The sequence below is a fragment of the Taurinivorans muris genome, assembly GCF_025232395.1.
Lineage (GTDB): Bacteria > Desulfobacterota > Desulfovibrionia > Desulfovibrionales > Desulfovibrionaceae > Taurinivorans > Taurinivorans muris.
In genome coordinates this window covers 1,346,177-1,368,083 of the sequence record NZ_CP065938.1, presented here as the reverse complement: position 1 = coordinate 1,368,083, position 21,907 = coordinate 1,346,177, and the positions used below count along the sequence as shown (strand labels likewise).

Below are 21,907 nucleotides of genomic sequence, written 5' to 3'. Positions count from 1 at the left end.
TTGTTTGGGGGAACATTCCTTTATGAGGCGTTTATGAGTGATTTTAATATTATTATCATGCGTGACAGAGGAAAATCGTATTCTTTCCGGTTTTCTCCCGCAACGTTCAGAATTATTGTTTCTTCGCTTATTATTGTGCCGATTTTATTTGTGGTGAGTGTTTGGTTCGGTTTGTCAACGTTTAATAAATATGTCTCCCTTCTTGAAGAAACCGCCGCGTTTAAACATACTATCGAACAGCATAAGCAAACGGTTGCGCGCTTAGCGAATTTGGAACGTTTTTTACAAAAATATTCACCCAACATGCTCGGACTTCTTGTTCCCACCGATACTGTGGATATTGACGCTCTGCCGGTCATAGACGGCGACAAGAATATTCTTATGAGCGATTTTGCGAACAGCATAGCCGGTTCACCCATGAGTTTCGACATTATCGAAAAAGATGATGAAAAAGAGAGCGCGGGGGAAAAAACCGGAGAAAATGCGGAACAAAAACTTACGGCTGAAATAAATTCACAAGAAAAAACAATGAAGGAAGCCGAAGGAATAAAAGAAGAAGTACAATCCGTTAAGGAGGATACAAAAAAAGAGACCGAAGAAATCACAGCCGCAGGGGAAGAAAACGCCGCTGAAACGGAAGAAAAGCCTTCCCTGCAAAAAATCGATTTGGGATATGTTGAGATTGAAGCATTGAAGGCGAGGGTTGCCGCTCAAAACGTCAACATATCATATCGGTTGAAAAATTTAGGCAGGAAAGCCTTTTTGCAAGGCGTGCAAAAATATTATGTAAGCAGCCAAATGAACGGAAAAATGGTTCAGCAGGAATTACCCAAAGCGACGGATAATTCTTTCAGAATCAAAAATCTTAAGAATGTAAGCAGTACAGCTTCGCTTGCAGGCATACAGATAGGGCAAAAAGCGCAGCTTGTTCTTGAAATTGTTGTTGACGGCGAAGTTGTGTTCAGGCAGTTTTATCCTTTGGCTCGTTAATTAAATTTTTGAAAAACATTAAATATCGCTTGCAATTAATAAAATAAGTGTATAAAGTTAACAGTCCTTACGGTATAGAGGAAATAATCCGCCATTGGCAAAAAATACGAGAATACCATATGGTATAAAATTTTGGAGGAATATCATGGCTAAGCAATGTGAAGTTTGTGGTAAAAAAGCACAAGTTGGTAATTTAGTAAGTCACTCAAATATCAAAACAAAACGTCGTTTCAATCCAAATTTGCAAACAGTTCGCCATCAATTTGACGACGGCTCTGTCCGTACAATCGTTTGCTGCACCCGTTGCATCCGTTCCGGTGCTGTTCGCAAACCCAGCCCAAGAAATGTCAACGCATAATTAAACGTTTGATGTATATGTTTGATAAGCGTCCGCTTTGCGCGCTTCATGCAAATCATATTGTTTAATTACGAGTATTCCAAAATTCGCCCTACTTTGTAGGGCTTTTTTTGTTATTGGTCCGCACGGGCGGGGGCTTTCAGCAATTCTTCACGTTTAGGGCTTTTGGCGGTAACCTTGAAAGCAAGTAAGGAGCCAAAAGGTATTTCTTTATTTGACAGCGTTGGTCTTGTACGGTATTTTATAAGAAAAATTGCTATTGGTGTGAGTGTGGGAATATGAAAAAATTTTTGTATATTATGCCTGTCCTGTTGCTGAGCGCATGTTCTTCTGTCAATACGCAGCAGAACCAACGCCTTGAAAGTATAGAGGAAAAAGTTGACGCACTGCTTGTTTACAACAATAAAACCTATGATATCATGGTTGATAACGAACTGCGCATTTCCGAATTGGAAAAAGACGCGAAAGTCCGCGGCGTGCCTGTTCCGCAAAAAAATATCACAGTGGATAGTTTGCCTTCGCCCCATGCGGTAATAAAGAATGAAGAGCCGCAGCCATTGCCCGAACAAGAGGCTTCTGCGGTAAAAAATGTCGGAGCGCTGACAGGTCAGGATTTGACAAGTCAGGATTTGGCAAACCAGCCTTTAACAAAGGCGGAAGAAAAAAATCAGCTGCAAGTGACAGAAAATATCGTGGAAGCGCCAAAGCAGGAACAAGCGGCTGAAACCGGAAAACAAATTGCGGCTTCCGGCAAACCGCAGGAAACAGCGGTTCAGACAGCAACTCAGCCGGAACAAAAGGCAAATGCCGGGCAAAATCCTGCAGGCAAAGAGCTGAAAGCGGAAACTTCAGCGCAAGCTTCCGAAAAAACGGTTGAAACGATTGGGCAAACAGCTCAGGCGCAACAGGGAACGCAATCTGGAACAGGACAAGCGGTTCAAGCGCAGCAGGCACAGCCTGTACAAAACCAAACCGCACCGACGGTTCAAGCTGAAGCGAATCAGCCTCCTACGGCGGCTCAAACAACTGATCAGCCGCAGACAAGCAGGCAATTATACGATAAGGCTTACAATTTGTATCAGAAGAAGCAATATGCCGCTTCTGAAAAAGTTTTTGACGAGTTTTTAGCTAAATATCCGCAAGATGTGCTTGCGCCGAATGCCTTGTATTGGAAAGGAGAAACCTTGTATGCAAGGGCTATTTATCCGCAGGCGATTTTCTCTTTCAAAGAAGTGCAGACAAGGTATCCGAAGCACCCTAAGACAGCGGATTCCTTATTGAAAACAGCGATGAGCTACGCACGCCTCGGGGATAAGGAAAATGCGAGCCTGCATTATCTCGTGCTTATCGAGGATTGGCCGCAGTCCGGCGCGGCGCAAAAAGCAAGAGCCATGGGTGCGCAATAAGGCATGAACGCTCTTGATAGGCTGACCGGGCAAGCCAAAAAGGAATTTTGGGCTAGCCTTGCTTTGCGCTATTGCGGGGGAATGAGTCCCCGTTTATCGGCAAAGCTGCTGCGGCATTACGGGTCTGCCTATCAGGCGTATGAATGTTTGTCTTCAAAACAGGCTCTTGCCAATATCGATACGTTCGCCCAAAAAATTCCATCAGCTGCCCGCACGTGTCTTAAGAACGGCACATGGCGCGGAAAAGCTTTGCAGGAATGGCAGGACGCCCGCAAGATTGATTGCGAAATTGTTTTGTGGACGGATTACCGTTATCCGCTTGCATTAAAACAGATTATCGATGCGCCGCCTTTTTTTTACGCAAGAGGCGACAGTGCTTTGCTTTCTTCGCCCGCCCTCGCCGTTGTCGGCTCAAGAAAAGCTTCTTGGCAAAGCGAAGCAAAAGCAGAGGAAATAGCAAGGGAATTGTCCGGTCTAGGCATTGTCATTGTTTCCGGAATGGCTCTCGGCATTGACCGGTCAGCCCATAAAGGGGCTTTGGAAGCGCAGGGAAAAACCATTGCGGTTCTAGGCACCGGCATTGATGTTGTCTATCCGCAAAAGCATGAGGAATTATATCACAGCATAGCCGAACACGGGCTTTTAATCAGTGAGTTTCCACCTTTTGCGCAGGCGAGTGCACGAAATTTTCCTGTCAGAAACAGGCTTATCACCGGTATTTCGGAGGGCGTCCTCATTGTTGAGGCGGCTTTGAAAAGCGGCAGTTTGATAACAGCCCGTCTTGCTTTGGAGCAAAATAAGAATGTTTATGTTTGCCGTCCCTTGACGGAAAAACACAGCCTCGGCGGACAAAAACTGCTTGAAGAGGGTGCTTTGCTTGTTGATGACAGTTATGCCATTGTTGCGGATTTAGTGCCTTATTTGTCCTTGCAGTATGAAAATCTGTTAAAAAACTCTTCGGGAAAAAACAGTGCCGAAAAACGAAATATCAGCGATAATACAGCGTTGCCGATACGAAATGAAAACAGCTTGGAACGCGGCGCAGAAAAAAGCTTGGCTGCGGAACATTCCGCAAAAAACGGTACAGGCGAAGAAAATTCTGTAAAAAGCGCCCAAATAAAAAACGAAGATTTGCCTCAGGAGCGGAGCGGTACGAATAATGCGCGGCAGGAAACGCATATTTATCCCGTACCGTCAGACAAGAAAAAAAATAAGGCCCGTTTATTGCTTGCCCGTCCTAAAGCCGACGAGGAACTCATGCCCATGTCCCTTGATTTCGGGGAAATGGCGCGGCATATTTTGATGAAAGAAAATCCTGCAAAAAAGCTCGGTTCCAAGAAAAAGAGCGCTTCTTCTGCGACTCCCGCGACTCCCGCAACCCTCGCAATACCCGCGCCCAAAAAGAAAGAAAAAAGGCGGATACTTCAAAGCGATAATCCCATTGTGCGGATATTGGCGAAAAACGGGGCGTTATCCGCTGACGAAATCATGCGGTTTTTGCAGTCTGGACAAGCGGAAACGGATATGGCGGCGCTCTCATCCGAACTTTTGCTATTGGAAGTTGAAGGCGCAATAATCAAAGAAGCAGGGGCGAGGTATAGGGTTTATGATGAATAAAGAACCTTTTGAAGCTTGCAAAAATGTTGTTCTTTTCCTCGCCCATTTGGAATTTCAGAAAAACTGTTCTTCGGCGACTGTCAGCGCGTACCGCATTGATTTGCGGGAATTTGAAATTTTTTTGCGGGAAAAGGGGAAAAGCCTTGCGCAGCTGGAAAATGTGCACAAGAAAGATATTCAGGAATTTCTTGTTTTTTTATACAAGCAGAAAATACATAAAAGTTCCATGGCGAGAAAACTTTCCTGTTTGCGGTCATTTTACCGTTTCATGCTGCAAAAAAAATACGTTCAGAAAAACCCCATGCTCGGCGTGCGGAACCCTAAGCAGGAAATTCATCATCCCGCCATGCTTAACGTCGATCAGGTGGTCAGCATGCTTGATGAAGAAAAAACGGATTTTGAAGATGAATTTTTTTATCGGGACAATGCCTTGATGGAATTGCTCTATGGTTCCGGTTTGCGTATTTCGGAAGCGCTTGCCTTGAACGTGCAGGACTATAAGCAGGGGAGCAAAGAAATAAAAGTTTTTGGAAAGGGCGGCAAGGAGCGTTTTGTGCCCCTTTCAGACACGTGCCGCCAAGCCTTGCGGGTCTGGCTTGAAAAAAGAACTGCTCTTGCTTCGGAGCATACGGAAAAAGCCTTTTTCATAGGCAAGAGGGGAAAGCGCCTTAACCGCAGGGAAGCCAACAGAATTATTGAATATTACCGTAAAAAAGCGGGTATTGCGACGCATGTTTCCGTTCATGATTTGAGGCATTCGTTTGCCACGCATCTGCTTGAAGGCGGAGCGGATTTGCGTTCCGTGCAAGAGCTTTTGGGGCATAGCAAAATCGCTACGACACAGCGCTACACCCATTTGGATATGGACGCGCTTATGAAAAGTTATGATAACGCCCATCCTTTGGCTGATACGGTTCCGGAAAATTTAACCAAGGCTGGGGATAAGAAATGATGTGTTACAAAGAAGAAGACAGCGTGCATTTTTCGCATATAGGCAGGCAGTGGCATATTTACCGCGCGGACATGGAAACCCTGTGGGAGAATATGGATAATGATCGGGAAGCCTTGCAGGCGTTTTATGATGATGAACGTTTGCCCTATTGGGCGGAATTATGGGGTTCCAGTTTCGGGCTTGCCTCGTGGCTTTGGCGGAACAGGGATATTTTAAAAGGGCTGTCCTGCATGGATTTGGGGTGCGGTTTAGGGTTCACCGCTCTTTGCGGCGTGCACTGCGGGGCTAAAGTCTTAGCCTGCGATTATGAAGAAAACGCCTTAAACTTAGCCCGTTTCAACGCCTTGAAAAACACAGTGCCTTTTTGTGACGATATTCGGAAATTTGAAGAAGCAAACTCGGCTTCACTCTGCACGCTGAAACTTGATTGGCGAAATCCGTGCGTTGAGCAAAAAGCGTTTTCCTTTATTTGGGCGGCTGATATTGCGTATGAAAAAAAATCCATGCCGGAAATTCTGACGTTTCTCGATTATGCGTTAACCGATGAGGGCTTATTCTGGATAGCGGAACCGGGCAGAAGTATTTATCAGCATTTTTTAACGGAAGCGAATAATTTTTCTTTTTCCGTAGAAAAAGTGTATGCGGAGATAAGTCCGAAAATTTCCGAACATATTTTGCCTGCCGGCGTGAATGTTTGGGAACTGCGGAGAAAATAAAAAAAATCGGAGAATTTCCCCGATTTTTTTGTTATGCAGGTAAGTTTCCGATTAATTGCCGTTATCGTACATTCTGTACATCGGTCTGCCCATGCCGCGGGAATATTCAATGCCGAATTTTTCTCCTATTTGGCTTCTGAAATTTTGTCTTTCGGAATCAACTTTGTTTTCAAGCGCAATGATTTCTCTGACAAGTTTGTCCAGCTGGTCCGGTTTTACATTGGGATTGCTGCGGAATACGTCAAGTTCCATATTTTTTAGACGAAGTTCCTCAAAAAGAGGCTGCATGGTTTTGAAGTGCTTTTCACGCATTTCGTCCAATTGGCTGATTTGTTCTTTTGTGAGTGTGTTTTCCTGATAATTGTCATTGTAATAGGCGTTGTTTCTGCCGCGGAACATATGGGGGGTCCTGTAACCGTCGCAGCCGTAATTGCCGTGTCCGTATTCATAATTGCGGTGGTATCCGCTGCGGTATCCGTCATGATAAGGGTTATGGGCGCCGGCTATGCCTGCGCCTGCCGCTGTCATCGCCATAATTGCCAGTGTTCCGAAAATCATGCTTTTTTTCATAAATAATTCCTCATTGTTTTTTCGTTGTCAGTAGAGTTTGGTTATAGGTATCACCGGTATTTGGACGGTGAACGTAATTTGTCATTGCGCATTGCCGTAATAACAATCGCCGTGTTCTCTGTGCCCGTGTCCGAAACCGTGGTGGTACGTATTTCCGTTGTCTTCGTATTCATGGTTTATGCCACTATGGGAGTTGCCGTAGTCATAAGCGTATGCATGGTTCATGCCGGCAAGTACTGCGGCGGTAAGTGCCAGTGAAGCGAAAATCATATTTTTTTTCATTGTTTGCTCCTGAGATTTTTCTTTGTATGTCTGTAATATAGCAAAGTGCATACCAAAGTTAAAAACATATTGCAATTATTGGATATTCAATTTTTATGTATGGAATTGGAGAATAAAATTATGGGACAAAATGTTACATTGGACTCCGTATTGTTTCTTTTTTACACACATTTGCCCGTGCGGAGCGGCGGAGATCATCCAATAGGGTGCTTCCGGCATATTCTTTTTGATAATAAAGCGGAACGGGTGAAAAAAAGGAAGGCAAATGCAAAAGGGGAAGGCATTGCGGAATTTTGGCGGGCAGTCGGATATGTCCAAAAAAAAGGGAGCTTAATGCCCCCTTTCTGTTGTTTTGCATGAAAAATCCGTTCAGTATTTGTTCCTAAAAGTCGGAACCATTTCCCTTATGCCAGCTTCGCACTTCGCATGTGCAGGATTGAAACGGTTATGACCAGCATGAGCAAAGCGCCGCCGAGGCTGAGCCAAATATTCGCATCTGTGAAGCCTGCGATGATATAGCCTGCCAAACTGCATGCGGCAACGATTATGGCATAACCCAGCTGTGTGGAAACGTGCTGCACATGGTTGCAGCCCGCGCCTGCGCTGGAAAGAATGGTTGTGTCGGAAATGGGGGAGCAGTGGTCGCCGAAAACGGAACCTGCCAAGGTTGCGGAAAGGCAAACCGTAATGATTTCCGGATTGATAGCCTGCGCCACGGGAACGACTATCGGAATTAAGATACCGAAGGTTCCCCAAGCCGTACCGGTTGAGAAGCTTAAGAAGCCTGCCACGATAAAGATGAATGCGGGCAGGAAGCCGGCAGTTGCTCCGCCGTCGGCTTCAAACAGGGTTTTTACAAACTCTGGGGTTTGCAGGAGGTTGCGGCAAACACCGCTGATAGTCCATGCGAGCACCAAAATCATATTTGCGGGGAGCATGGCTTTGATACCTTCCGTTGCGCCGTCCATAAAGGAATGCAGTGTCAAGAGACCGCGGGGTACGAAAAGGAAAAACGCGACGGTCAAAGCTCCGAAACTGCCCCAAACCAAGGAAGGTGCGGCGGAACAGTTCCCGAAGGCGGCTCCCAGGGTATGGTAGGCGGGGTCGTCGCCGAAATACCCGCCGCTGTATAAAAGGGCGAGGGTGGCGAAAACAATCAGGCTGACAATGGGGATGAGCATGTCGTAAATAGTGCCGCGGTTGGAGGCGTTGAGCTGATGGTTCTGATTATCCGTATCGCCGATGACGCCTTCTTCACGGGCTTGTTTTTCCGCTTTGAACATGGGACCGAAATCGAAGTTCCCCATGCAGACCATGAAGACCATGACAAGAGCCAAGATAGCGTAAAAGTTATAAGGAATGGTCGCTACAAACGCCGCAAAATCGCTGTCGAAAGCGCCGGTCGCCTTAAGGTTGCTGCCAACTGCGGCTGCCCAGCTTGAAATAGGTGCGATAATGCAGATGGGGGCGGCTGTGGAGTCGATGATATAGGCTAATTTTGCGCGGGAAATTTTATAGTTGTCCGTCACGGGACGCATAACGGTACCCACGGTAAGGCAGTTGAAATAATCGTCAATGAAAATGGCTGCTCCGAGTCCTCCGGTGGAGAGCATGGCGGCTTTTCTGCTGCGAATGCGTTTTGTAGCCCAAACGCCGTAAGCTTTTGTGCCGCCCGCCAAAGAAATAACGTAAACCAACGCTCCGAGCAGACTGCAGAAAAGAATGATGTTGAAATCGATTCTTTCAGCCATGGTTTTGAACGTCACGTCAATAGTGTGGATAGCTACGAAATCGGCATCAACGCCAATGGAATAAATCAGTGCGCCGCTTAAAATACCGAGAAGAAGCGAAGAAAAGACTTCTTTGGTGATAAGGGCGAGCACAATAGCCAAAACAGGTGGAACAATGGAAAGCCACCCTGCATAATATGGGTCCATAACTGCCTCTCAAATGAAACTTTGTATCAAATCCTTAAAAAAATGAAGTTGATACGGATTGCTCAAATATTTTATAGAAAGAGATTGGTTTTGTATATATTTTTTTTATGTATTTGATAAATATTGTATCTTGTTGGAATAATTTTATTTTTTATAATACTTTTGTGATTTTTTGCGGAAAGGACACATGAAACGAAAGTGGCATGGTATTTGCTTTTATACAGGCAAAGGAGTTTGCCATGCAATTAATGCCTATTTCAACCGATACCGTGAATACTGAAACGATTTTTACCGATTATACGGCTCAAGGCAATTCAATGTCTAATTTTTCCAATGAGTTAGACAGCGCGTTATCTGAAGCGGACAGCGGCGGGGAACGTTATGCAAAGCGTGATAAGGATGATGATTCCTCTCATGGTGATGAGGAAAAAAATTCTCCTTATTCCGTGAAAGCGGAAATTTATTCCTTTTTTGCTCCGCAAGAACCCCGTTTCAATCAAGAGGAATTGACCAAGCTGGCACAGGCGTTTCAAAATGACAATGTTTGCATGGAAGCTCAAAACGCTTTGGCTGATATTATGAACAGCCCGACCGGTCCCACGCTGAAAGACCTGCTTTCCGTTCTTTCGCAAAGCACAAAGGGCGGAAATGCGGCGCTTGACACAAATGAAATCGCTTATCTGCAAAATTTGGCAGGCAGGGCAAACCCCAATCAGCCGACAGTATTGTACGACAGTATCCGCTTTCAGGACTCTCTTTCCGGTATGAAGAACTTTCTCGCTTCCATTAAGCAAAATCCCACAACCCTGAGCAAGGAAGAACTTTCAGCTCTCGGCAAGGCGCTGGGGCTTCCGGAAGATATGCAAAAGGCTATGCAGCAAACCCTTGCTTCGTTTGACAAGAATAAGCCGTTATCAAACACGCAGGTGGACGCGATATTTAAGGACGCGCAGGCGTTATTGGAAACAAAGACCAATGATTTTGCGGTAATGAAGAAAAGCTTGGAGCAAAACCTCAAGCCTTTGTATGAATCCGCCCAAAAGAGAGAGGCGGAGGAACGCCGCGCTTTGATGTTGGAAAATAAGGAAGTCTTATATTCAAAGACTCTTATTGAAGATACGGTCATTACCAAGGTCATGGGCGAAGATTTAAACCGCAGTACGGTAAACGGCAGAAAACTCGAGGAAAAGGACAGCCGGAACAAGTCCGCCCAAGCGCAAAAGCCCGTTCAAAATAATCAGGATACGGAGACTGCGCAACATTCTTCCGTAAAGCAAAATGCGGCAGCTGTCCCGCAAAATGAAGCGGAACCGGGCATTGTGACCAAGCAAGCCGACAGCCTGAGCGATACCGATGTGCTTGCGGAAGCGAAGCAGGAAAACTCGCTCATCGCCAATATAGTGCGTGATGAACGGGATGCGGCGGCAAAGGCAGAAGATAAGTTTTTTGCCGGCAAGACGGAAGAAAAGGAACAAAGCAGGGAACAGGCGGAACGCTTCAGTCCTGTTGAAGCGGTAAAAAATACTCAGGAAAACAAGAAAGAACATTCCGATACGTTTTCCGGCAGCAGGAATGAAGAGCACAGCGCGGAAAGAATGGCGGGCATGGCAGGTGCACAAAATGTGCAGGCAGGTCCGGTTTTTGAAAACGTGCAGACTGCAAATTTTTCCGATACGGCTGAAAACTTACGCACGCAAGTGCAGGATACCGTGCTGACCATGATGAAGAGCGGCGCGAAGCGTTTGGAAGTTTCTTTAAATCCTGTGGAACTTGGACAAATGGCTGTTGTGCTTACCATGAAGAACGGGGAAATTAATGCCGTTATCCAAGCGGACAAGGCGGAAAGCGCCTCCCTTATCAACCAGCAGTTGGACACTATCCGCCAAGAGCTTGAAAATCAAGGCTTCAAGGTTGAAAACATCGATGTGGAAGTGGGGCTTTCCAACCATTCAGACAGCCAGACAGGGCAAAATTGGGAAAGCATGCAGCAACACAACAGCGAACAGGCTTTTAGGGAAAATCTTCAAAATCTCAATTACTTACGTGCGTTAGCAAGGAAAAACTCTTCCAGTGAAGATAGTTTGGCACACAATATGCATAATATGGGAAGTATAACGGCCGGAAAGGAAAATACTTCCTTGCAAGGTCTTCATATTATAGCTTAGTGAGATTTTATTATGAGTAACGTTGGCGGCAACACAGCATTGGACAGCGCATACAACAATTCTGGTGAGAATAATAAGAAAACCGGTAAGTCCGACCTTGATAAGGAAGCTTTCTTGATGTTGCTTGTCACGCAATTCCAATATCAGGATCCGCTGAACCCTATGGAAGATAAGGAATTTATCGCGCAATTGGCGCAATTCTCCGCATTGGAACAATCCATGCAAACCAATGAGAACATCACCAATCTGATAAATGAAACGGCGATGCAGACTTCAATCAGCATTACCAATTACATCGGTAAGGAAGTTTCTGCCCGCGGTTACGGCATCAGCAAGTCCGGCGATGATGTTTCTCTCATTCAATTTGCAGGCAGCGAAGAAATGGCTTCCTGTTCCATCAATATCCTGGACGCTTCCGGAAATATCATCCGTACCGTAAATTTAGGCGCGCAGTCCGCAGGTATTCATGATTTCGTATGGGACGGCAAGAAGACCGACGGTTCCAATGCTCCTGACGGTACCTATACCGTGGCTCTTACCGGCAAGAACAGCGCGGGCGACATGGTTTATATCGATACTTCAGTATCAGGCCGCGTTACCGGCACAAGTTCTTATAACGGTCAATACTATTTGAGCCTCACAGGCGGAAGATCCGTTCTTTTGAGCAATGTGCGCGAAGTTCTTGAAGCAACAAACACGGGTTCTGCAACGCAAGGAAAAGATTATATCGGTTCTGACGGTGACGATTACATCGTCGGTGAAGAAGGCGCCATAGATACCATTTCAGCGGGCGCAGGCAACGATATTATTGTTTACGACAGTTTCGACAAGCTTGTGGACGGCGGCGAAGGTTTCGACTTCCTCATTGCAAACGGCGAACTGCAAGACAACTACCAACATATTGAAGCCGTTATCCGCGGTGCTGACGCGGCAGGTATGCAAAGCATGAACGCTCTTGAAAAGCTTGGTGTGACCATTACGGACGGCAAGCTCGATATGACTGCCGCAAGCTGGCAAAACAACTGGAAAGACGCAGGCAAGAACCAATGGACCTATACGGGTGATAAGAAAATAACCATTGAAATCTTGGATACTTCAAAGGTGATTGAAAGTTCCGGCGGAACTGCCGAACCTGCTGCTTTTTTTGCAAGAAATGCGGCTCCGCAGCAAAAGACTTTCAGCCAAGCCCTTGCCGACGGATTGAAAAACGCAGCGCCGGCAACAGCTCCGACTTTGAAGCAAAAGGCCTCAAGCGCAATCAACAATTATATGCAAGGCTTAATCAGCCAGTAACATAACCAAAAATCTATCTGAGGGGATAGAAAAAAATATTGCAAGGTAAGGAGAATTATTATGAGCGTAACTTCAACATTATGGACTGGTGTTTCCGGTCTTTTGGCTCACGGTGAAAAGATGAACGTTGTCGGTAACAACATCGCCAACATAAACACAGTAGGTTTCAAAAGCCAGCGCATGGACTTCGCAGACTTTGTTTATCAGGATGCGCACAGTCTTGCAGGTCAGACCCAAATCGGCCGAGGCGTAAAGGTTGGCACCATTATCGGCAACTTCCACCAAGGTCCTTTTGAAAGCACGACAAACGCAACCGACCTCGCCATCGAAGGCAGAGGATTTTTCCAAGTGCAGGCTGTCGGTTCCGATGAAACATACTACACAAGGGCCGGTAACTTTACTTTTGACAAGGAAGGTTACTTGAAAGACCCCAACGGTTTTGCTTTGCAAGGCTGGAGAATTGACAACTCCGGCGGCGTCATGCAGGCGACCGGCGGTAACGCCCAAATGGTTAACGCTGCAAAAGGTTCTACTTCCCCCATCAAAGGTTCAGGCGTTCCGACTGATATTCAGCTTGATACCTTCACAGTTTTCCCGCAACAAACCACAAAAATGGACTTCAAGGTTCAGCTTCCGAAATCCGGCGGCGATAACGCCGTCAATACCGAAAACCCCTTTGCCGCCCTCTTTAAGCAATGGAACGGCAATGATGTGGAACGTGCCAACAATGTTCCTCCTCTTGCCCAGACTTCCTATGCGGAACAGACAACCATGCAGATTTTCGATGAAGCGGGCGTAAAACACACTGTTACCGTATATTTTGATAAGGTTTCAAGCACCGATTACGAAGGCGGCGCTTCCGGTGAGGAAATTTGGGAATATATCGTAACCATGGACCCTGCCGAAGACAAAAGACAATTCTTTGATACGGCAACCGGTGAATTGAAAAACGTGAACGCAACTTCTGCAGGCGGACTTCTCATGGCGGGCACGCTCACATTCAACTCCGCAGGCGCCATTGTGAACCAATCAGCCTACACATGGGGCGGAACGCAAACTCCCGAAAAGAACCCGGGTTCTTTTGAATCCATAGCCGACCCTGCGGGCGGATTGAATAACTTGGATGTTATCAGCCTTGACCCGACAGATATGAACAACTGGGAACCCGCTCCCGTTTCCAGCAGCGGTTATCCGATCGTCGTCCCGAACTTCAGCGGTATTTTGGACGCTCAGACTTCCGGAACCCAAAACGGCGCAAAATACAATACGGAAATCAACTTCGGTCTTCGTGCAAGCAACCTTTCCCAACCTTGGTCTTCTCAAGGCAGTCTCGCCGACCTCAACGTTGATGCATATGTTTTCAATAATGCCTATAAAGCGAACGATCCTTCAACCGGTTCGGAATTCATTCTCCTGAATCAAACGTATGACGCTTCATTGGACGACAAATGGAATATCAATACCGGCCGTTATGATGTCAGCGGATTGAGCCTGTGGGGAACTGTTCCAGCCGATACGAATACATTGTTAACAAATATTCAGGGCGATGCCACGGCGGCTATCCAGTACAAGGCTGGCGGAACGGTTACCATTGCCGATATGTGGAGAAGCCTCGAATTGTATAATGTTCAGACGGTAAAAGTTAAAGCAGGCAATTATGTGGATAACGCAGGCAATCAGGGAACACAGGACATCACTATTGATTTGAGAAACGGAACGGCAACTCTTGCTGACGGAACGACGGCAACTCTTGGCACGGATATCAGCTTTACCGACCCGGGCACTTTAGCGGCAGTGTCAAATGCCATTACAAACGCCGTGCAAAAAGCTTCTCCGAAGAATTTGTATATGTATTCCGCCGCGGATCCGGCCAACGCCAACCTTTTAGCTGATTTCACAGAACCTGCCGTGATTGAAGCTTATGCTTCCACCAACCTTGACGGTGCTTTCTCAAGCTCCAACGCTCAAAACGGTTACGGTTTCGGTGACCTCACAAGCTGGGAAGTCGATTCCGACGGTATATTGAACGGCGTTTATTCAAACGGCGTAACCCTTCCCCTTTGGCAAATCACCATGTATGACTTTGTGAACACCCAAGGCCTGCGCCGCGAAGGCAACAACCTTTATTCCGAAACAAGAGCTTCCGGCTATCCTAAAATGGGTGCCGCAGGCAACAGCGGCTTAGGCGATATAGCAAGTTACACCCTTGAACAATCCAACGTCGACCTTGCCACAGAAATGGTTTACATGATTTCAACCCAGCGCGGTTACCAATCAAACAGCAAAATGGTCACAACGGTTGACACCATGCTTGAAACCGTTATCAACATGAAGAGATAATAAATAAAATACGTGGGTGTCAGCCGGGCGGGCACATTGCTCGCCTGAGTGACACAACACAAAAATTACCAACCCGAAGAATAATTCTTCCTTGCATACTCCAACGAGTTTTCCCTCAACTCGCTTATTTCGCCCCCTTTCCCTCAAGGGGGCTTTTTTACTTGTTGTTGGCATGCCGTAAGGCATAAAGAGCTTAGAACAAGTTAAAAAGTACTCGTCCTCGAAAAATAATGACTTAAGCCCCCATTGTTTTTCAGGATTTTTTTATGGGGAAAATTTTTCCCGTACGCTTTTTTTTATAGCAATCCGTACCGGTTGTTTTTTTTGAATTGATATGTTATTCTTATCATGCTGAAAATGAGACAAACGTTTTTTGGCAGTAAGCAGTAGGGGACAGTATGATTTTTAGCATTATCTGCACTAAAGACCTGACAGTTACTGCCGATATGGATGTAAAGCGAGATTTGTTTTTTTTTGTTAACAGTATACATATAATACAATAAAATAAACCATCTAATAATATCGAGACACTAAATTATGAATAATATCACCCCAAAAAGCAGTACGCCCGGCATGCCGCTTATTGTCTTCAAGGTAGGAAAGATGACTTGTGCGGTTGACGGTGCGAGCGTAATCTCTATTCAAAGAATGGAAGAATTTACACTGACACCGCATACGCCGGATGAAGTATTCGGTTCCATCAATTTCCGCAATCATGTGATATCCATATTGGACTTGCGCACCGTATTTGGTTTACCGACCAGAATAAAGGAATACAGTGATTTTATCAAAATGCTGGATCAAAGAAAACAAGACCATATCAACTGGGTGAATACTCTGAAGGAATCCGTCAGAAACAATACCCATTTTCCTCTTGCCACATGTCCTCATCAGTGCGCTTTTGGCAAATGGTATGATAAATACGATCATCCGAACAAAAAGATAATGTTCCATATGGAAAGAATCAGGGAACCGCACAACAAATTGCACTACGCGGCTCTCGATGTTGCCAAGATTCAGGAAAAAGACTGTCCTGAAGATGAAAAAAATGAACAAATTCAGGAAATTCTTCGTCAGGTGGAGAATGAATACATGGTTACTGTTGTCGGCTTGCTTGATTCCGCCAAGACAATATTCAAAGATATATATCAGACCATGCTCATCGTACTTGAAGACATACAACAGATAGCTATTGCGGTAGACGAAGTTGTTGCTGTGACAAACCTTGAAGAAGTTGTTGTGGAAAAAGAAAGCTTGATGTACGGCTCCATAGTCCAACGATTTCTGAAAGGAAAAAACGATGATGACATCATTTATCATCTGAATCAGGAAGCATTATTCAAAAGACTCATGAATAACATGCGGTAAAAAAAGGAGCCGGCAGAGCTCGCGGAAAAAAGTCTGTAACTAAGGATTAAGCTGTGACCTCCCCTCTTACAGAAGAGGCGGCTTTTTGGCGGATAGGGCTGTTGATAGCTTTGAACGTCGTCCCAATTGCGCATTTTCTTTGGACTGAAGTTCATTACAATCGATTGTGGACGTGGGCTTTCAGCTTTTTCCGGAATAAATTCTTCACCAACAATAGTATTAATTATCTTTTAAAAACCGTGGCTTGGAACGAGCCGCACAGAAATAAGTGATAAGGGAGAATGAAAAGGGGCTTGCCTCTTCATTCTCCCTTAAAAATGTGCTTCATAAAATAAATCTGTTTTACAAAAATGTGGTAATGATAAAGCGATAATTAAAATTAAAAAAGCTCTGTCAGAATACATCAAAAAAATATAAGGAAAGAATTTAAAAACAAAAGCCTTCTCTTTTCCTCAAACAGACAATTAACTTTCCCTGGTTGAGCCTCTAAACCTTTTTGGGGAATTTTGTTTATCCTTATACATATTTTTATCCGCGTGATTGATAAGGGTATCAATGTCTTTTCCGTCGCGGGGATAGCAGGCTGTACCTGTGCTGAAAGAAATGAGAAAATCGTTATTATTTACGATTGTTGCGGATTGTAAAGAATGATGAATTTTTTCAAAGAATTTTGCGAGTTCCTCTTCTGTTGTTTCATTGTGGAAAAGTATGACAAATTCATCTCCGCCGATACGTGCGAACGTATTCGGAACGGCACGCAGATACCGCTGTATTTCTTGGGAGAAAAAGAGCAGTACGTTGTCTCCGGTACTGTGCCCATAGGTATCATTGATGAATTTGAATTTATTCAAATCCAGGTAGCAAAGGGAAAAGGGTTCATCCTTTTGCATAAGTGCCGTCAATGTTTCAAACAAGCCCCTCCTGTTGAGCAGACCTGTTAAGGAATCCTTATACACAATATCTTCCAGCTGCGAGCGGATATGCCCAAGGTCCTGCGCATGCTGGATAAGGGCAGTGATAAGCAGACTGCCGATAATGCCGATAATGATATAGAGCCATGATTCGATGTATTGATACCAAAACTTGATGGGAGAAATGCGGAATATCCAATGGGCATTCAAAATATGCAGCGATTTTTCAAGGTAAGGGGTGTCGCTGTTGTAAAACGGACTTGACGCAATAACCTGTTTGCCGCCCGTATCCGGGCTCATCCTCCAAATTTCATAGGCAAGCCCGCGTTCGCCCAGGCTGTTGAGTTCCGCACCGTCCAAGGCTTGAGGAAATTTTAAGGTAACGGAAACCAGTCCCCAAAATGTTTTATTGCCATGCCCGTCATTGAGATAAATGGGCAAACGCCCGACTAACGCTTCGCCGCCCTGCACAAGGGGAAACGGTCCGCCTAAAACCATATCGCCAGTTTTTTTAGCCTGTATTGCTTCCTTATTGCCCGCACCTTTGGAAAAGAAGTTCAGCCCAAGCACCGCTTCGTTGCCTGCTTTGGGATAAACATCGCTGACAATTCCGTTTGGAGCGAGCAAAACATTCAAAATGGCGGGGTCGTCCACCATGGCGAGGGCTGTTTTTTCAAAATTCACTATTTCGCCGTTGTTTTGAATGATAAGCGAGGCAAGAGCCTGTGTTTTGTAGAGAAGTTTGGAAAGGACATTCGTAATTTTATTGCTTTGGTTGAGAATGATCATTTCCATTTTGCCGTGTTCTATTTGAAATTTCCGCTGGACGAGGAAAAAACTGGCAATACCGCTTAAAATTAAAAGAATGCAAAGGATGAAAACGGAGCGTTTGGAGAAAGAGGAAAAGGGGAACATAGGCGCAAGCTCGCATGAATTTAAAGGGTTGTTGGGGATACGTACGGTCTCAAACTGCCGGTTTTGCCCGATGAAGGCTCGATGTGTTCAAAATTGTCTGTGCCGCTGCAAAAGGCTTTGTCTTTTTACCTGAATGGTACGATACCGTTATTTAAAATTTGCATTTCGCCATAAAAAGTCGGAGCGGTACTGGGCAGTCTATATGAAAATACCCGATATTATCACTAAGTACAGGATAATTATCGGGTATTTTTATTGATTTGTTTTATAATATCAATGTGCCGTATTTCAAAATACATTGAAAGATACAAGACGGTTTTTATTCATCGCCTTCGTCCTTAGCTTTGTCTTTTGACATTACGGTAAGAATGGAGAAATCTGATTTATATTCAACTCTCACGCCTTCGGGAAGCTTGAGTTCGGAAGCGCGAAGATTGGTGCCGATTTCGAAATCGGTAATGTCAATGTCAACAATCCTTGGCATATCCTGAGGTTTTGCAATAAGGGTGACTTCTTCACGGTAAACTTCCATTTTACCGCCGGCTTTCACGCCTTTGGAAGTTCCGACGAAACGCAGGCGGACTTTCACGTGGATTTCTTTGTCAAGGTCGACGCCGTAAAAATCAACGTGCGTAAACGTGTTTTTCACAGGGTGGTATTGAGCGTCCCAAACAAAAACGGGGTATGCTGTTTTTGTGCCGTTTTCTTCGATTTCAAGATTGAAAACATTGGTACGACCAACTTGTTCATATATTTTGTTAAGCGGATTGAGTGCGACTTGAACCAAAATATTTTTTCCATCGGGCGCATAGTACACAGCAGGTACAAGAGCTTCTTCACGCAAGCGGCGGTTAGGACCTTTTCCAAGGGCATCACGTTTTTGCACTGAAAGTGTTTTCATTTCTGACATGGTAATCTCCTTAGTGTACTACGCCTCGTTCGAGGCTTCATATATCGTATAAGTAGTATTAGTTAAACAAGGCACTTACGGACGCACCGTCGTGAATATTACGAATACTTTTCGCCAAAAGACTTGCAATGCTCGCCACTTGAAGCTTCGGACATTTCTCTATTTTTTCGCCAAGAGGAATGGTATCGGCAACAAGCACTGATTTGAAAGGCGAATCGTTCAAGCGTTCGATTGCGGGACCAGACAAAACAGGGTGGGTTGCACATGCATGTACTTCTGTCGCACCGTTTTCCAATAAAACATTGGCTGCTGCACAAATTGTGCCTGCGGTGTCAATCATATCATCGACCAAAATAGCGATTTTTCCTTCAACATCACCAATAACGTGGGTTGCGGTCGCTTGGTTCGGACGATCACGGCGTTTATCAATAATCGCAAGACCTGCGTTTACTTTTTTTGCAAAACTTCTGGCTCTTTCCACACCGCCCGCATCAGGAGAAACAATGACCAATTCCCCTTTGATATGGGATAATTTGTTGAGCAGAACAGGAGCGGCGTACAGGTTATCGACAGGGCAGTTGAAAAAACCTTGAATTTGTCCCGCGTGCAAATCAACGGTGACAACGCGTTGGGCGCCTGCGACACTGATAAAATCAGAAACAAGCTTTGCACTGATAGGAGCCCTGGGGCTAACCTTCCTATCTTGGCGAGCGTAGCCAAAATAAGGAACAACAGCGGTGATGCGACCTGCGCTGGCGCGCTTCAATGCGTCAAGCACAAGGCATAACTGCATTAAATTTTTATTGCTTGGGCTGCAGGTAGGCTGGACGACAAAAACATCCTGCCCGCGCACGCTGTCGATAATTTCAACACGAAGTTCCCCGTCGCTAAATTCAGAGGTTAACACATTTGTTAAATGGCAACCAAGATGTTCGCAAATATCTTGGGCTAATTTTGGATTAGCAGTACCTGTGAGAATTTTCATATCTCCGTACATGAAAAAATCCTTGTTTTCGTGTTGAATAAAAAAAAATGGCTGGGATGAGAGGATTTGAACCTCTGAATGGCGGAACCAAAACCCGCTGCCTTACCGCTTGGCGACATCCCAACAAATTGCAGAAACAAACTATATACAAACTTATTTGCTATTGCAAGTTAAATTTTCAAAAAATTTAATTTTTCTCAATACCTTTATGGGCGGCGTATGCACTTCCATGCATGAAAAAAATCTTGCCGCAAGAGCGTTGACACGGCTTGCTCCTCATGTTTTTTTTCTTCAAAAAAAGCGAAAAGCGCGGACCCCGTGCCGCTCAGGGAAGCGAAAACCGCTTTCTGCTGAAGCAGGATTTCCTTTGTTTTTTCCAATTTTCCGTATTCTTCAAAGACAATGGTTTCAAAGTCGTTGACCAAAAAATCAGCCCCTAAACGTTTGGAACGTGATTTATTAGCTTGTTCTTTTTTGCTTGTCAATATTTTTTTTCGCTCGGCTAATTTTTTAAAAGCCCAAGCCGTGGAAATATGGATATCGGGTAAAATGAGCAAAAGGGAGTATGCTGTCAGATCCAAGGATATGGGGGTTAATTTTTCGCCTATGCCCTCGCCTTTGCAGGGGGTGTCATACAGAAAAAACGGAACGTCCGCGCCGATTTTGGCGGCGATTTCAAGAAGTGTTTGAAAAGGCAAGGCATTGCCGGTTTCTTTCTGCAAATATTTCAGGAGTTCCGCGCCATTGGCGGAGCCTCCCCCAAGCCCTGCGCCGTGGGGCACGCCTTTTATCAGCCGGATATCAAGTCCGAAATCAAGGGCGTGATATTGGTTGTAAAGGTCGTAGGCTTTGGTAAGCGTATTGTTTTCAGGGTCGATACCGGGAATGTTACAGGAAAGTTTCATGCCCGTTTCTTTTGTTTTTTCAAGATGGATTTCATCAAAGGGCATGGACAAGGGATAGAAGACGGTTTCGAGATTATGATAACCGTCTTCTCTTTTATCCGATATTTTCAAACCGAGATTGATTTTACAGCCGCTTTTTATGAGCATGTCAGAACGCTTTTTTATACATAGCCAAAATTTCTTGTTCCGTATAAGAAAGCGGATGATTGGAAAGGAGGGTTTTGGAAACTTCCAAGGCGTTCTTGGCAAGCCATGGCAAATCATGTTCCAGCACGCCCAGATCCTGAAGTCTGTCGTTCAGTCCCAGCATATTCCTGATTTTTTCCACTTGATCGAGAAAATCGTTTTCATTGTTTCCGCCGAGGATTTTTGAAAGCACGGCAAAACGTTTCGGGCAACAGGCTATGGTTTGCTCAAGCACGGGAATGATGACGGCGGCGAGGCCCTTGCCGTGGATGACGTTGCGCAGTCCGCTCACAGGGTGCTCGATTCCGTGCACGGCGATACAGCCTGCGCTTTGCAAAGAAAATCCGCCGAAGGTGCTGGCGAGGCATATTGCGTCCCATGCCGCTTTATCATTCAAATCATTTAACAGTTTTGGCATGTTTTCGGCAAAAAGTTCAACGCCTTTTAGGGAGAACATTTCAGAAACAGGGCTCGCATGGCGTGAGATATAGCCTTCAAGATTATGGCAGAACGCGTCGAACATGACAGAACGCAGAACGCTTTCGGGCATGGAACGCATGAGGTCGGGGTCGACAATGGAAACTTGGGGCAGGGTTATCATCTGCCGCAGTGTGCGTTTGTCGTTGGTGGCGGTATCATTGAGAACCGCAAAACAATCGGCTTCGGAGCCGGTGCCGCAGGTGGTCGGAACGGCGATAACGGGCAGGCACGTGCCGTTCGTGGTGCGTTTTGCCAAAATGTATTCGCTGACGTGCCCCTCGTGCTTAGCCATGAACGCAATGGCTTTCGCGGCGTCAAGGGAAGAGCCTCCCCCTAAGCCGATGACCATGTCGCAGTTGTTTTCCCGGGCGAGTTTCGCGGCGAGCATGACGGCGTCTGTCGTCGGGTTTTGGGGAATATTGTCCGCAACAAAACTGGTGATGTTTTCTTTTGCCAAGAGGTCCTGCACTTTTTGCAAAAGCCCGCTTTTTTTGGTGCTGTTCGCGCCGGTGACGATGAGGGCGTTTTTGCCGAATTTTTTACATTCTTCGCCCACAAGATTGATTTTTCCGCTGCCGAAAAGGATATTCACAGGATTATTAAAAGTAAAATTCATGGCTT

At 45.4% G+C, this 21,907-nt stretch carries 18 protein-coding genes and 1 tRNA gene; 10 read left to right on the top strand and 9 right to left on the bottom strand.

All coding sequences use genetic code 11. From position 1 onward, the window contains the following. The first annotated feature begins 33 nt into the window (after positions 1-33). The 6 genes from JBF11_RS06470 to JBF11_RS06445 all read left to right on the top strand — a co-directional run bounded on the left by JBF11_RS06470 (position 34) and on the right by JBF11_RS06445 (position 6,039). Positions 34-990, top strand: a complete 957-nt coding sequence (locus JBF11_RS06470) for a hypothetical protein (RefSeq protein WP_334314680.1) — start codon at positions 34-36, stop codon at positions 988-990. 145 nt (positions 991-1,135) lie between these two features. Then, positions 1,136-1,348, top strand: a complete 213-nt coding sequence (gene rpmB, locus JBF11_RS06465) for a 50S ribosomal protein L28 (protein ID WP_334314679.1) — start codon at positions 1,136-1,138, stop codon at positions 1,346-1,348. Positions 1,349-1,626: 278 nt separating this feature from the next. Then, positions 1,627-2,754, top strand: coding sequence for a tol-pal system protein YbgF (gene ybgF / locus JBF11_RS06460; RefSeq protein ID WP_334314678.1), 1,128 nt, complete (start codon positions 1,627-1,629; stop codon positions 2,752-2,754). Between the two features lie 3 nt (positions 2,755-2,757). Further along, positions 2,758-4,371: a DNA-processing protein DprA gene (gene dprA / locus JBF11_RS06455; RefSeq protein WP_334314677.1), complete on the top strand. Its 1,614-nt coding sequence runs from the start codon at positions 2,758-2,760 to the stop codon at positions 4,369-4,371. Further along, positions 4,361-5,323, top strand: a complete 963-nt coding sequence (locus JBF11_RS06450; protein WP_334314676.1) for a tyrosine recombinase XerC — start codon at positions 4,361-4,363, stop codon at positions 5,321-5,323. The genes dprA and JBF11_RS06450 overlap by 11 nt, the downstream gene beginning before the upstream one ends. Then, positions 5,320-6,039: a class I SAM-dependent methyltransferase gene (locus JBF11_RS06445; protein ID WP_334314675.1), complete on the top strand. Its 720-nt coding sequence runs from the start codon at positions 5,320-5,322 to the stop codon at positions 6,037-6,039. Before JBF11_RS06450 ends, JBF11_RS06445 begins: the two co-directional genes overlap by 4 nt. Before the next feature lie 51 nt (positions 6,040-6,090). Here the strand turns inward: JBF11_RS06445 and JBF11_RS06440 are convergent, their stop codons facing one another. The 3 genes from JBF11_RS06440 to JBF11_RS06430 form a co-directional block, all read right to left on the bottom strand. Further along, entirely contained in the window at positions 6,091-6,609 is a 519-nt protein-coding gene (locus tag JBF11_RS06440) for a Spy/CpxP family protein refolding chaperone (protein ID WP_334314674.1), read from the bottom strand. Between the two features lie 81 nt (positions 6,610-6,690). Further along, on the bottom strand, positions 6,691-6,891 hold the full coding sequence (locus JBF11_RS06435) for a hypothetical protein (protein WP_334314673.1): 201 nt from the start codon (positions 6,889-6,891) through the stop codon (positions 6,691-6,693). A gap of 404 nt (positions 6,892-7,295) precedes the next feature. Continuing rightward, complete coding sequence (locus JBF11_RS06430) at positions 7,296-8,828, bottom strand: Na+/H+ antiporter NhaC family protein (protein ID WP_334314672.1); 1,533 nt, start codon at positions 8,826-8,828, stop codon at positions 7,296-7,298. 239 nt (positions 8,829-9,067) lie between these two features. On the opposite strand from JBF11_RS06430, the gene JBF11_RS06425 reads away from it, so the two are divergent. From JBF11_RS06425 to JBF11_RS06410, 4 genes are all read left to right on the top strand, one after another. Further along, positions 9,068-10,993, top strand: a complete 1,926-nt coding sequence (locus JBF11_RS06425) for a flagellar hook-length control protein FliK (protein ID WP_334314671.1) — start codon at positions 9,068-9,070, stop codon at positions 10,991-10,993. A 12-nt stretch (positions 10,994-11,005) separates the two neighbouring features. Next, positions 11,006-12,286: a flagellar hook capping FlgD N-terminal domain-containing protein gene (locus tag JBF11_RS06420; protein WP_334314670.1), complete on the top strand. Its 1,281-nt coding sequence runs from the start codon at positions 11,006-11,008 to the stop codon at positions 12,284-12,286. 60 nt (positions 12,287-12,346) lie between these two features. Then, positions 12,347-14,626, top strand: coding sequence for a flagellar hook-basal body complex protein (locus JBF11_RS06415; protein WP_334314669.1), 2,280 nt, complete (start codon positions 12,347-12,349; stop codon positions 14,624-14,626). A 537-nt stretch (positions 14,627-15,163) separates the two neighbouring features. After that, positions 15,164-15,994 carry a chemotaxis protein CheW gene (locus tag JBF11_RS06410; RefSeq protein WP_334314668.1) on the top strand — a complete coding sequence of 277 codons (831 nt, stop codon included), beginning with the start codon at positions 15,164-15,166 and terminating at the stop codon, positions 15,992-15,994. Positions 15,995-16,458: 464 nt separating this feature from the next. Here the strand turns inward: JBF11_RS06410 and JBF11_RS06405 are convergent, their stop codons facing one another. The 6 genes from JBF11_RS06405 to JBF11_RS06380 all read right to left on the bottom strand — a co-directional run bounded on the left by JBF11_RS06405 (position 16,459) and on the right by JBF11_RS06380 (position 21,902). Next, positions 16,459-17,700, bottom strand: coding sequence for a diguanylate cyclase domain-containing protein (locus JBF11_RS06405; protein ID WP_334314667.1), 1,242 nt, complete (start codon positions 17,698-17,700; stop codon positions 16,459-16,461). A gap of 439 nt (positions 17,701-18,139) precedes the next feature. Next, entirely contained in the window at positions 18,140-18,730 is a 591-nt protein-coding gene (locus tag JBF11_RS06400) for a 50S ribosomal protein L25/general stress protein Ctc (protein ID WP_334314666.1), read from the bottom strand. Between the two features lie 58 nt (positions 18,731-18,788). Next, the gene (locus tag JBF11_RS06395) at positions 18,789-19,727 is read right to left on the bottom strand and encodes a ribose-phosphate diphosphokinase (protein ID WP_334314665.1); all 939 of its coding nucleotides are present in this window, start codon (positions 19,725-19,727) and stop codon (positions 18,789-18,791) included. 36 nt (positions 19,728-19,763) lie between these two features. Next, positions 19,764-19,838 (bottom strand) — tRNA-Gln (locus JBF11_RS06390). Between the two features lie 83 nt (positions 19,839-19,921). After that, entirely contained in the window at positions 19,922-20,767 is an 846-nt protein-coding gene (ispE, locus tag JBF11_RS06385) for a 4-(cytidine 5'-diphospho)-2-C-methyl-D-erythritol kinase (RefSeq protein WP_334314664.1), read from the bottom strand. Position 20,768: 1 nt separating this feature from the next. After that, on the bottom strand, positions 20,769-21,902 hold the full coding sequence (locus JBF11_RS06380) for an iron-containing alcohol dehydrogenase (RefSeq protein ID WP_334314663.1): 1,134 nt from the start codon (positions 21,900-21,902) through the stop codon (positions 20,769-20,771). Positions 21,903-21,907 lie beyond the last annotated feature (5 nt).

Excerpts from the sequence above, each read along its gene's own strand:
- JBF11_RS06470 (WP_334314680.1), top strand. The coding sequence starts at position 34 with ATGAGTGATTTTAATATTATTATCATGCGTGACAGAGGAAAATCGTAT.
- rpmB (WP_334314679.1), top strand. The coding sequence starts at position 1,136 with ATGGCTAAGCAATGTGAAGTTTGTGGTAAAAAAGCACAAGTTGGTAAT.
- ybgF (WP_334314678.1), top strand. The coding sequence starts at position 1,627 with ATGAAAAAATTTTTGTATATTATGCCTGTCCTGTTGCTGAGCGCATGT.
- dprA (WP_334314677.1), top strand. The coding sequence starts at position 2,758 with ATGAACGCTCTTGATAGGCTGACCGGGCAAGCCAAAAAGGAATTTTGG.
- JBF11_RS06450 (WP_334314676.1), top strand. The coding sequence starts at position 4,361 with ATGATGAATAAAGAACCTTTTGAAGCTTGCAAAAATGTTGTTCTTTTC.
- JBF11_RS06445 (WP_334314675.1), top strand. The coding sequence starts at position 5,320 with ATGATGTGTTACAAAGAAGAAGACAGCGTGCATTTTTCGCATATAGGC.
- JBF11_RS06440 (WP_334314674.1), bottom strand. The coding sequence starts at position 6,609 with ATGAAAAAAAGCATGATTTTCGGAACACTGGCAATTATGGCGATGACA.
- JBF11_RS06435 (WP_334314673.1), bottom strand. The coding sequence starts at position 6,891 with ATGAAAAAAAATATGATTTTCGCTTCACTGGCACTTACCGCCGCAGTA.
- JBF11_RS06430 (WP_334314672.1), bottom strand. The coding sequence starts at position 8,828 with ATGGACCCATATTATGCAGGGTGGCTTTCCATTGTTCCACCTGTTTTG.
- JBF11_RS06425 (WP_334314671.1), top strand. The coding sequence starts at position 9,068 with ATGCAATTAATGCCTATTTCAACCGATACCGTGAATACTGAAACGATT.
- JBF11_RS06420 (WP_334314670.1), top strand. The coding sequence starts at position 11,006 with ATGAGTAACGTTGGCGGCAACACAGCATTGGACAGCGCATACAACAAT.
- JBF11_RS06415 (WP_334314669.1), top strand. The coding sequence starts at position 12,347 with ATGAGCGTAACTTCAACATTATGGACTGGTGTTTCCGGTCTTTTGGCT.
- JBF11_RS06410 (WP_334314668.1), top strand. The coding sequence starts at position 15,164 with ATGAATAATATCACCCCAAAAAGCAGTACGCCCGGCATGCCGCTTATT.
- JBF11_RS06405 (WP_334314667.1), bottom strand. The coding sequence starts at position 17,700 with ATGGAAATGATCATTCTCAACCAAAGCAATAAAATTACGAATGTCCTT.
- JBF11_RS06400 (WP_334314666.1), bottom strand. The coding sequence starts at position 18,730 with ATGTCAGAAATGAAAACACTTTCAGTGCAAAAACGTGATGCCCTTGGA.
- JBF11_RS06395 (WP_334314665.1), bottom strand. The coding sequence starts at position 19,727 with ATGTACGGAGATATGAAAATTCTCACAGGTACTGCTAATCCAAAATTA.
- ispE (WP_334314664.1), bottom strand. The coding sequence starts at position 20,767 with ATGCTCATAAAAAGCGGCTGTAAAATCAATCTCGGTTTGAAAATATCG.
- JBF11_RS06380 (WP_334314663.1), bottom strand. The coding sequence starts at position 21,902 with ATGAATTTTACTTTTAATAATCCTGTGAATATCCTTTTCGGCAGCGGA.